The organism is Ectothiorhodospira sp. 9100 (assembly GCF_022227565.1).
GTDB lineage: Bacteria > Pseudomonadota > Gammaproteobacteria > Ectothiorhodospirales > Ectothiorhodospiraceae > Ectothiorhodospira > Ectothiorhodospira marina.
In genome coordinates this window covers 24,925-35,011 of record NZ_JAJNAN010000031.1, presented here as the reverse complement: position 1 = coordinate 35,011, position 10,087 = coordinate 24,925, and the positions used below count along the sequence as shown (strand labels likewise).

At 61.1% G+C, this 10,087-nt stretch carries 14 protein-coding genes; 8 read left to right on the top strand and 6 right to left on the bottom strand.

What is annotated here, in order from left to right; translation table 11 throughout:
- Positions 1 to 245, top strand: a 245-nt coding sequence (locus tag LPW29_RS10480) for an EAL domain-containing protein (protein ID WP_238627968.1), incomplete at its 5' end; no start/stop codon positions are given.
- 217 nt (positions 246 to 462) lie between these two features.
- Here LPW29_RS10480 and LPW29_RS10475 read toward each other — a convergent pair.
- Entirely contained in the window at positions 463 to 1,833 is a 1,371-nt protein-coding gene (locus tag LPW29_RS10475; protein WP_238627967.1) for a class II fumarate hydratase, read from the bottom strand.
- Positions 1,834 to 1,915: 82 nt separating this feature from the next.
- Between LPW29_RS10475 and purB the strand changes: the two genes are divergently transcribed.
- The 3 genes from purB (at position 1,916) to LPW29_RS10460 (ending at position 3,929) form a co-directional block, all read left to right on the top strand.
- Positions 1,916 to 3,283, top strand: a complete 1,368-nt coding sequence (purB, locus tag LPW29_RS10470; protein ID WP_238627966.1) for an adenylosuccinate lyase — start codon at positions 1,916 to 1,918, stop codon at positions 3,281 to 3,283.
- Positions 3,284 to 3,454: 171 nt separating this feature from the next.
- Complete coding sequence (locus LPW29_RS10465) at positions 3,455 to 3,697, top strand: DUF4160 domain-containing protein (RefSeq protein WP_238627965.1); 243 nt, start codon at positions 3,455 to 3,457, stop codon at positions 3,695 to 3,697.
- Positions 3,681 to 3,929, top strand: a complete 249-nt coding sequence (locus LPW29_RS10460; protein WP_238627964.1) for a DUF2442 domain-containing protein — start codon at positions 3,681 to 3,683, stop codon at positions 3,927 to 3,929. The genes LPW29_RS10465 and LPW29_RS10460 overlap by 17 nt, the downstream gene beginning before the upstream one ends.
- Here the strand turns inward: LPW29_RS10460 and dusA are convergent, their stop codons facing one another.
- Complete coding sequence (dusA, locus tag LPW29_RS10455) at positions 3,930 to 4,928, bottom strand: tRNA dihydrouridine(20/20a) synthase DusA (RefSeq protein WP_255705745.1); 999 nt, start codon at positions 4,926 to 4,928, stop codon at positions 3,930 to 3,932.
- Between the two features lie 231 nt (positions 4,929 to 5,159).
- Here dusA and LPW29_RS10450 point away from each other — a divergent pair, with 231 nt between their 5' ends.
- From LPW29_RS10450 to LPW29_RS10440, 3 genes are all read left to right on the top strand, one after another.
- On the top strand, positions 5,160 to 5,585 hold the full coding sequence (locus LPW29_RS10450; protein ID WP_238627963.1) for a nucleotidyltransferase domain-containing protein: 426 nt from the start codon (positions 5,160 to 5,162) through the stop codon (positions 5,583 to 5,585).
- Positions 5,582 to 5,986, top strand: coding sequence for a HEPN domain-containing protein (locus LPW29_RS10445; RefSeq protein ID WP_238627962.1), 405 nt, complete (start codon positions 5,582 to 5,584; stop codon positions 5,984 to 5,986). The genes LPW29_RS10450 and LPW29_RS10445 overlap by 4 nt, the downstream gene beginning before the upstream one ends.
- A 739-nt stretch (positions 5,987 to 6,725) precedes the next feature.
- Positions 6,726 to 7,454, top strand: coding sequence for a sulfite exporter TauE/SafE family protein (locus LPW29_RS10440; RefSeq protein WP_238627961.1), 729 nt, complete (start codon positions 6,726 to 6,728; stop codon positions 7,452 to 7,454).
- 29 nt (positions 7,455 to 7,483) lie between these two features.
- On the opposite strand, the gene LPW29_RS10435 is transcribed toward LPW29_RS10440, so the two are convergent.
- Both LPW29_RS10435 and LPW29_RS10430 read right to left on the bottom strand, forming a co-directional pair.
- On the bottom strand, positions 7,484 to 8,740 hold the full coding sequence (locus LPW29_RS10435) for a type II toxin-antitoxin system HipA family toxin (RefSeq protein WP_238627960.1): 1,257 nt from the start codon (positions 8,738 to 8,740) through the stop codon (positions 7,484 to 7,486).
- Entirely contained in the window at positions 8,727 to 9,065 is a 339-nt protein-coding gene (locus LPW29_RS10430; RefSeq protein ID WP_238627959.1) for a helix-turn-helix domain-containing protein, read from the bottom strand. The genes LPW29_RS10435 and LPW29_RS10430 overlap by 14 nt, the downstream gene beginning before the upstream one ends.
- Before the next feature lie 225 nt (positions 9,066 to 9,290).
- On the opposite strand from LPW29_RS10430, the gene LPW29_RS15510 reads away from it, so the two are divergent.
- Positions 9,291 to 9,416 (top strand): hypothetical protein, encoded by a 126-nt coding sequence (locus tag LPW29_RS15510; protein ID WP_255705748.1) that lies wholly within the window; start codon positions 9,291 to 9,293, stop codon positions 9,414 to 9,416.
- Between the two features lie 22 nt (positions 9,417 to 9,438).
- Here LPW29_RS15510 and LPW29_RS10425 read toward each other — a convergent pair whose 3' ends face one another.
- Positions 9,439 to 9,840 (bottom strand): type II toxin-antitoxin system VapC family toxin, encoded by a 402-nt coding sequence (locus LPW29_RS10425; protein ID WP_238627958.1) that lies wholly within the window; start codon positions 9,838 to 9,840, stop codon positions 9,439 to 9,441.
- Complete coding sequence (locus tag LPW29_RS10420; RefSeq protein WP_238627957.1) at positions 9,837 to 10,073, bottom strand: type II toxin-antitoxin system Phd/YefM family antitoxin; 237 nt, start codon at positions 10,071 to 10,073, stop codon at positions 9,837 to 9,839. Before LPW29_RS10420 ends, LPW29_RS10425 begins: the two co-directional genes overlap by 4 nt.
- Positions 10,074 to 10,087 lie beyond the last annotated feature (14 nt).

The following is a 10,087-nucleotide window of genomic DNA, read 5'->3' as shown; positions in this document are numbered from 1 at the left end:
GTATCCCCCAGGACCGTGATGACGCCGCCATCGTCAAGGCCATCGTGGCCATGGCCAAGGGCCTAGGACTGGAGGTGGTGGCCGAGGGGGTGGAAGCACGTCATCAGCTGGATTTTCTCAGAGATCTGGACTGCGAATCCGTGCAGGGCTATTACTTCAGCCGACCGCTGCCGTATGACGAGTTATGTGAGTATCTTCAGGATTCGTGTTCGACGAACCAACAAAAACAGTCCGCCTCATCCTGACCCCCCCCGACACCCGTACGGGTCGTTCGCGAACGACCCCTACACAGCACCCAGCCAACATCACACCCCCTACCCCCCTCAGAATCCCGTACGGGTCGTTCGCGAACGACCCCCACACAGCACCCCAGCCAACATCACACCCCCTACCCCCCCCAGAATCCCGTACGGGTCGTTCGCGAACGACCCCAGCAACCCACCCATCACAAACTTGACCCTCCTATTGCCCTGTCATTCCAATAGGATCCAGCCACTTCCTCAACTCCGCCTCATCCAGATCCGTCATCTCCAGCGCCACCTCCAGCACGGGCCGACCCTCCGCATAGGCCTTCTTGGCAATCGCAGCCCCCTTCTCGTAACCAATCAACGGGTTCAGCGCCGTGACCAGCACCGGATTGCGCGACAGGGCCTGGGCCAGATGGTCCTCATTCACCACAAAGCCCTCCACCGCCTGCACCAGGAGCAGACGCGACCCGCCAGTCAATAGCTGAATGCTTTCAAGCAAAGTATCAGCAATCACCGGTAACATCACGTTCAGCTGAAAGTTTCCGGACTGCCCAGCCACAGTGATGGTGACATCATTCCCCATCACCCGAGCACACCCCATGGCCACCGCCTCCGGCGCCACCGGGTTCACCTTCCCCGGCATGATGCTGCTCCCCGGCTGCAGCGCCGGCAGGGCGATCTCCCCCAGGCCGGACAAGGGCCCGGAGTTCATCCAGCGCAGGTCGTTGCAGATCTTCATCAGGCTCACCGCCACCGTCTTGAGTTGGCCGCTCATCTCCACGGCCGCATCCTGCGCCGCCAGGGCCTCGAATCGGTTCGGTTTCGGCACAAAGGCCACGCCCGTGCGACGCGACAGGGCCGTCGCCACCCGCTCGCCGAACTCCGGATGGGCATTCACCCCCGTGCCCACCGCCGTGCCACCGATAGCCAACTCCTCCAGGCGTTCGCCAGCATCCTCCAACCGCTCCACCCCGTAACGCAACTGCTGCACCCAGCCGCCGATCTCCTGATCCAGACGCACCGGCATGGCATCCATCAGGTGCGTACGGCCAGTCTTGACCACATCCTTGTACTCGGCCGCCCGCCGGTCCAGCCCATCGGCCAGATCGATCAGGGCCGGGATCAGATCCCGCTCCAGGGCCACCCGGGCGGCCACATGCAGCGTGGTGGGGATCACATCATTGGAACTCTGCCCCAGGTTTACATGATCATTGGGATGCACCGCTTCACCCAGTTGCCGCGTGGCCAGGTGGGCGATCACCTCGTTGATATTCATATTGGTACTGGTGCCACTGCCGGTCTGGAAGACATCCACAGGAAACTGGTCCCCATGCAGCCCATTGGCCACTTCTTCGGCCGCCTGGATGATGGCTTGGGCCATGCCGGGCTGAAGCCACCCCAGTTCAGCATTCACCTGGGCGCAGGTGGCCTTGACCTGCCCCAGGGCCTGGATAAAGGCGGGGGGCATGGGCCGCCCGCTCATGTGAAAGTTGTCCACGGCCCGTTGGGTCTGTGCCCCATAGAGGGCATCCATAGGCACGTTCACCTTACCCATGCTGTCTTGCTCGATCCGGTCTTTCGACATGATCACGCTCCTGCCACCTGCATTGAACTGACCTGTAGTATAATCCACGGCCTTTTTCGCAAGCCCCTCCGGAGAAGCTCCCATGGATCTTTCAACCCTCACCGCCATCGCCCCGGTGGATGGACGCTATGGCAACAAGACCGAAATGCTGCGCCCCATCTTCAGCGAATTCGGCCTGATCCGCCACCGAGTGCAAGTGGAGGTGGAGTGGCTCAAGGCCCTGGCCGATCACCCCGGCATCGCCGAAGTGCCGGCCCTGAGTGAGCATGCGGTGCAGATCCTCAACGGCATCGTGGAAGGCTTCTCCGAGGACGACGCCCGGCGGGTGAAGAACATCGAGAGCACCACCAATCACGATGTGAAGGCGGTGGAGTATTTCCTCAAGGAGAAGATCGCGGGCAATAAAGAACTGGAGGCCATCAGCGAGTTCTTCCACTTCGCCTGCACCTCCGAGGACATCAATAACCTGGCCTATGCCCTGATGCTCAAGCATGCCCGTGGGCAGGCCATGCTGCCGCTGATGGACGAGGTGATCCAGTCCATCAAGGATCTGGCCCATCGCCATGCCGATCAGCCCATGCTGTCGCGCACCCATGGCCAACCCGCCTCCCCCACCACCCTGGGCAAGGAAATGGCAAACGTGGTGCACCGCCTCAAGATTGCCCGCAACCAGGTGGCCGATGTGGTCCTCAAGGGCAAGATGAACGGCGCCGTGGGCAACTTCAATGCCCACCTGAGCGCCTACCCGGAGGTGGACTGGGAGACCCTGAGCCGCGGTTTCATCGACAACCTGGGCCTGGAGATGAACCCCTATACCATCCAGATCGAACCTCACGACTACATGGCGGAGATGTTCCACGCCCTGTCCCGGTTCAACACGGTGTTGATCGACTTCTCTCGGGACGCCTGGGGCTATATCTCCCTGGGATATTTCAAGCAACGGGTGGTGGCCGGCGAGGTGGGTTCATCCACCATGCCCCACAAGGTGAACCCCATCGACTTCGAGAATGCCGAAGGCAACCTGGGCCTGGCCAACGCCGTGCTGGATCACCTGGCCGGCAAGCTGCCCATCTCCCGCTGGCAGCGCGACCTCACCGACTCCACCGTGCTGCGCAACATCGGCCTGGGTTTCGCGTGGTCGGTGATCGCCTACCAGGCCCTGGCCAAGGGCCTCGGCAAACTGGAAGCCGACACCGCCCGTCTGGACGCCGACCTGGAAGCCAACTGGGAAGTCCTCGCCGAACCCATCCAGACGGTCATGCGCCGCTACGGCATCGAAAAACCCTACGAAAAGCTCAAGGAACTCACCCGCGGCCAGCGCATCGACGGCCCCAGTCTGCGCATGTTCATTGACAGCCTGGAGATTCCCGAAGAAGCCAAGGCCAATCTCAGGGAACTCACCCCGGGGCGGTACACGGGGAATGCAGGGGATCAGGCGCGGCGGATCTAAAGGCCCACCCTCACCCCAACCCCTCTCCCGCCAGCGGGAGAGGGGCTCAGGAAGTCCAGGACAGTCGAAAATCCCCAAAGGTAGGTAACTCCCTTCTCCCCCCCGGGGAGAAGGGCCGGGGATGAGGGGTAACGGCGGGCACCCCAGGCAAAACAGGAAGTACTACTGGAAATGCCTGTAATTCTCCGCATAAAGGGACTCAAGTTCTTCTTCTACAGTAACGAAGGACAATCACCAGAACCCGCCCACATTCATGTACGCCACGCCGGAAGCGAAGCAAAGTTCTGGCTGACGCCAGAGGTAAAACTTGCCCGCAATGATGGATTTGACGCACACACCTTGCGAAGGATCGAAAAACTGGTAACACTCCACAGAAAGCTCTTCGAGGACTCCTGGAATGAATACATCACCTAAAAGGGCGTGGGTTGACGAGGATAGCCTCTGGGTTGAACTCCAGGATGGAAGAACCCTTGGAGTACCCTTGGTATGGTTCCCCCGCTTGCTGAATGCGACGGAAGCGGATTTAGCCGACTTCGAACTTTCCCCCAGGGGCATCCACTGGGATGCCCTGGACGAGGACATATCCATCGACGGATTACTGGCGGGCCAGGGGGATTCCTATCGGCGCCATCACCAGGTCGCCTGATCACTCCATCTCAGGACGCCGCACCTTCCCCACCGCCTCAAGAATCACCTCCACCCCCGCACCGTCCCGGTGGGCATTCTCACTGATATGCCGCCGCCAGGCCCGCGCCCCCGGCATGCACGGGAACAGCCCCAGGATATGCCGCGTCATGGCCTGCAGGGGCACACCCTCGGCCAGGCGCGCCTCCACATAAGGCACAAAGCGCTCCACCACCTCATGGGGCGTCGGCGCCGGCCCCTGCTCGCCATAAAGCAACCCATCCACACCCGCCAGGATGCCCGGGTTGTAATAGGCCTCCCGCCCCACCATCACCCCATTCACATGCTCCAGCTGCGCCTGACAGGCATCCAGGGTGGTCAGCCCCCCATTGATGATGATGGAGAGATGAGGAAAATCCGCCTTCAACTGATGCACACGCTCATAGCACAGGGGCGGAATCTCCCGATTCTGCTTCGGGCTCAGTCCCTGCAGCCAGGCCTTGCGGGCATGCACGATGAACAACTGGCAACCCGCCGAGGCCACCTTGTCCACGAAGCCCGCGAGAAACTCATAGGAATCCAGGTCATCAATCCCGATGCGATGCTTCACTGCCACCGGGATATCCACCGCCTCGCTCATGGCCCGCACACAGTCCGCCACGCGCTCCGGCTCCCTCATCAAAGACGCCCCAAACCGCCCGGAACTCACCCGATCCGAAGGGCAGCCCACGTTCAGATTCACCTCATCATACCCAGCCTCCTGAGCCATGACGGCAGACCGGGCCAGGTCCTCCGGTTCGGAACCGCCCAGTTGCAGCGCCACGGGATGCTCTGCCGGATCAAAGGCCAGGAAGCGATCCCGATCACCATGAATCAGCGCACCCGTGGTGACCATCTCGGTGTAGAGAAATGCCCGCTGACTGAGCAGGCGCAGAAAGTACCGGCAATGGCGGTCAGTCCATTCCATCATCGGCGCCACGCAGAAGCGGTGCTGGGCAGTAAAGCTTGAAAAATCAGGCATTCACAGATCTCTTAAAGACAAACTCACATCATCCAAGGCCAGCAGACAACCCCAACTCACCAATACACACGTAGGGGCCGTTCGCGAACGGCCCGCGCGGTGTAAAGGACTCAGGAGGCCCATCGGGTGGCTGCAAGGGTATCCGATGCGCCAGCCGGGCGCTTCCCGAAGCGCGCCCCTACGCAACCTGCCTGGAAAAGGGGACAATGAGGAACTGAGAAGCATTCGCTGGTGGGTCTTGACGAGGGAGCGGACGTCAAGTTGCTTTCTCCTTGGCCCGAAGCGATGATAAAAACACATCCTGTTGTTTTTTCCCCGATGAATCACATCGACCATCGCACCGAGGAAGCCGTCCGCCGCTTCCTCGCCTTGATCTCCAGTCGCTACGACGTAGCGCGAGCCATAGTCTATGGCAGCCGTGCTCGTGGCACACACCGCCCAGACAGTGACGCAGACGTGGCCGTGCTGTTACGCGGCGAGCATCAACGCTTCCTACCTACCAAGCTGGATATGGCTGATATCGCCTTCGATGTTCTGCTCGAAACCGGCATCCTCATCTCGCCACTGCCGATCTGGCTCGACGAGTGGGAGCATCCAGAAAACTACTCGAACCCCATCTTGCTGCGCAATATCGATCGGGAGGGGGTTCGGCTATGAACAATCAGCAATTAACGCCCAAAGCGCTGATGGCTAAAGCTGACACTGCTTGCGCATCCGCCCGCGTCTTGCTTGAGCTAGGCGACGTCGATGGCTCCGCCAACCGGGCCTACTATGCCATGTTCGATGCAGCCCGTGCCGCCCTGCTGGCTTCGGATGCACTCGTAACACCGGATATTGGTCGCAGCCATAGCGGCCTGATCGGAGCCTTTGGTAACTTTCTGGTGAAGAATGGCCCGATATCAAGAGAGATAGGCCGCCATCTGAACCGTGCACACGAAATCCGACTGGTGGCTGACTACAACGGGGACTCCATTGAGCCTGGCGAAGCGAAGGAGATGGTCGAGCAGGCTGAAACCTTCGTCGCCACCATGCGGTCCGTGTTCATGACTGAAGGGTAGCGACCCACCGCCTACCGGATGGCCGATCGCTTCAATTTCAGTGCAATCGATGATCTCATCGGACTGGATTTGAGCCCTTGCATCTCAGAACGCCGCACCTTCCCCGCCGCTCGATCATCGGCGCGGCGCAGAAGCGGTGCTGGGCAGTAAAGCTTGAAAAATCAGGCATTCACAGATCTCTTAAAGACAAACTCACATCATCCAAGGCCGGCAGACGACCCAACTCACCAATGCACACCTATGGGCCATTCGCGAACGTCCCGCGCGGTGTAAAGGACTCAGGAGGCCCATCGGGTGGCTGCAGGGGTATCCCATGCGCCAGCCGGGCGCTTCCCGAAGCGCCCCTACGCAAGCTGCCTGCGAACGGCCTGCGCGTTATCGAAGGCCGGCAGACAACCCCAACTCACCAATACACACGTAGGGGCCGTTCGCGAACGGCCCGCGCGGTGTACCGGACTCAGGCGGCCCATCGGGTGGCTGCAAGGGGCATCCCATGCACCGGCCGGGCGCTTCCCGAAGCGCCCCTACGCAAACTGCCTGCGAACGGCCCGCGCGGCATTCAAGGCCAGCAGACAACCCCAACTCACCAATACACACGTAGGGGCCGTTCGCGAACGGCCCGCGCGGTGTACCGGACTCAGGCGGCCCATCGGGTGGCTGCAAGGGGCATCCCATGCGCCAGCCGGGCGCTTCCCGAAGCGCCCCTACGCAACCTGCCTGGAAAAAGGGACAATGAGGAATGGACTTGCCCCTCACCCTCCCCCAATGGCTCCTGGCCACCCTCGTCCTCATCATCGGCGCCATCATACAGGGTGGCATCGGCTACGGCGTGGCGCTGCTGGGCGCGCCGCTACTCTACCTCATCCACCCCCAACTCATCCCCGCCCCCATGCTCATCGTCGGCATGGCCTTGCCGCTTCTGATCCTCCTGCGGGAATGGCAGGCTGTTCATCCACGGGACGTGGCCTGGGCCCTACCCGGCAGTTTTGCCGGCACCGCCATGGCCGCCCTGGTGCTGGGCGTGGTGGCCGAACAGGTCTTGGGCATGCTGCTGGGCATCCTGGTGCTGCTCGGTGTAGGCCTGAGCCTCATCCGCCACATGCCCGACCCCCGCCCTCACCATCTACTGGGAGCCGCCGGGCTGTCCAGTTTCATGGCCACCATCACCTCCATCGGCGGCCCGCCCCTGGCACTGGCCTTCCAGAACGTGACCGGTCCCCGACTGCGAGGCACCCTGTCGGCCATCTTCGTGCCCGCGGGCATCGTCGCCCTCACCGCCCTGGCCTTCCTGGGCCGATTCAGCCACACCGAACTGCTGTTGGGCCTGGCCCTGATCCCGGGCATCGTGATGGGCTTCTGGATCTCAGGTTACCTGGTGGACTACCTGGACCGCCGCTGGCTCAGGCCGGCAGTGCTGTTGTTCTCTGCGGTGGCGGGGGTGGCGGCCATTGTACATGCATTGATTTAGAGGGAGTACGCCGCCAGAAGAGAGCCATCTCATGCCTCCGTATAGCCCTCCAGCGCGAACGGATTCAGAAACTGCCTTCCCCAAAGGAGTTCGCGGTCGACCGGGCTCAGCTCAGCCTCATCGCATACAGCCCCCCAGTGGTCATGGAGGGTCGCGATCTGGTGATTGATGATCTCACGAGCTTGAGCATGACTCAGTCCGAGCCGCCCAGCCGCTGCCAGACAATGGACAAGCTGACTCCGGCGCTCCTGGCCATGAAACAGCATGGCCTGGGTGGCTTCGCCACCAGTACGTGACTGCGGACAGATGTCGTAGGCAGGGGTCAGTCGATAGCTGACGCCATCCCAAAAGGCCGCATGGTTACGTGCATGGTCGTCAGTATTGCCGCAAAGCACGTTGAAGACGATGCGGCCAAACAACTCACGCAGCGTTTGCCCTGGCTGGTCAAACTCGGCCCGTATCCGATGGGCAAGATCCTCATAGCTGGCATAACGGGCCATCATCTCGTCCAAACCCAGTAGCGTGAGGGCCGAGAGCACAATGCGCCTCCTGCAGCCGCCGGTGGTCTTTACTCTGTCGAAACGCTCCACCAGCAGGACATCCTTGCCCAGGGAGCGGGCCATCTCGACGGGAGCGACATCAAGCCCTGCCTGCCTGGCGAGCCGCATGGCGACGAACTCCGCTTTCACCACGTTGTAGAGGTCGGTGCTGGAAGAGAACTTTGCCACCAGTTTTCGATCCCTATCGTCCAGCAGGGCCTTGGGGCGAGCACCGCCAATACTGCTGCCGTGCTGAATGGCCTGGTCCAGGGCCGGGGGTAACGGCTCTCCTGCCTCTACATACGCCGAGGCTTCCTGCAATGCGTCCAGGGTGGCAGCCTGGCTCTCTCGTGGCCTGTAATCGGTGGCGGATTCCTGGAAATCCAGCGCACCGATCCTATCCGAGCCAGATTCGAGCAAGTAGACCAGTTCGTTGAAGTTGACACCATCAGCCGTCTCCCCTTTCTGCCCTGTCAGGCGGTTGATGATGACGCGCCTCCCCCATGCATCGGGGGAGGCGTCACGCAGGCAGGAGGGCAGTGTTCCGTCGGCCTGCTCCTGGCTTCCGGGCTGAAGAGGAAGTTCGCCCGGGAAGAGGCTGATCGCATCAGGGCGCGTGAGGTAGCGGCGACCATAGGTAAAGCGATAGAGATCCTGATCATTGCGCTCCACGAGACCGGCGACCACGGGGGATGTTTGTTCAGGAATCCAGACCCACACATAGGCCCGTCGACTAGAAGTCATCATCGATGGGCTCCTGGATCTGAGGGCGAACGCGCTTGGGGAGCAATGTCAGCCGCTCCCGCTGGGTCGCCTGTTCGCGTTTCAGCGTGTCCAGATCATCGGTAAACAGCGACACGCCAACCAGCGCTGCGGCTTCGAAGTAAGTTCCGATGGCTACTCGGGGGGATCCCTTGGCGACCTGACGGATCGTGACCACGCCGACGCCAACCCGCTCGGCGAACTCGTCGCGGGTCCATCCCTTGCGTAGCCTCCCCTCTTCGATCAGTCCGGCGAACAGACGCAGCGAGAGGGAGGCTTTAGGGCTGAGGGTGACATGCCTCGTTTTCATGACGACAATATAACGTCGATTATGGGAATTTGCGATACTAAAGTGTCGCTTTTCCACATATACTGGCGCCCCGTGACGTGGCCTGGGCCCTGCCCGACAGCTTCGCTGGCATAGCCATGGCGCTGAACGTGGCCGGCCCACGATGGCGAGGCACCCTGTCGGCCATCTTCGTGCCCGCAGGCATCGTCGCCGAACTGCTGCTGGACCGCCCTGCTCCCGGGCATCGTGGTAGGCTTCTGGATCTCCGGCTACCTGGTGGACTACCTGGACCGCCGCTGGCTCAGACCAGCGGTGCTGTGGCTCTCTGCGGTGGCGGGGGTGGAAGCCATTGTACGGGCCTTGTACTCATAACGGTGGTCAAAGCCAATTTCCATCACCATATCGATTGAACATGCTGATAGGCCCGGATTTTTGTATCTGCGGTGACCAGCGGCACGTTGAGGTGTCGTGCCAGCGCAACGATCATTCTGTCCGCCGGGTCCTTATGAAAATCTCCGGGTAACCGGGTGGACTCAACGCCCACCTGGTTGTCAACCGGAACAAACCGAAACCTTTCGATGGCAGAGGCTGTCTCCAGCCAATCATCCACAGCCATGGTGAGTATAAGACGGCCACCCTTCACCAGCATGGCAATCTCCCACGCTGAAATCGCCGACACCAAGACCATGCCATCCTCAGTGGCAAGCTCATTCTCGACGGCCGTTTTCGCGTTGGGGGACAACTGGCCATCCCCGTTGACCCACCACACAAGCACATGAGTATCCAGGATGATCAAGACGCTGCTTCCCAATCATCTTCTGCCACGGGTTCAGTAGGTGTCCTGTACTCCACCACACTGCCCTTCAACTTCTCCAACGGTGATCGCTGATCCGATCGATAGCGGCGCACCTCAACGGTGGGTTCCCCACGGTCCGTGACCACGATTGAACCACCCGATGTTTCGACCTGACGAAAATACTCGAGAGCCTTGGCCTTGAATTGGGTTTTTGTGACGTGTTCCTGATACATGACACCACCATGGT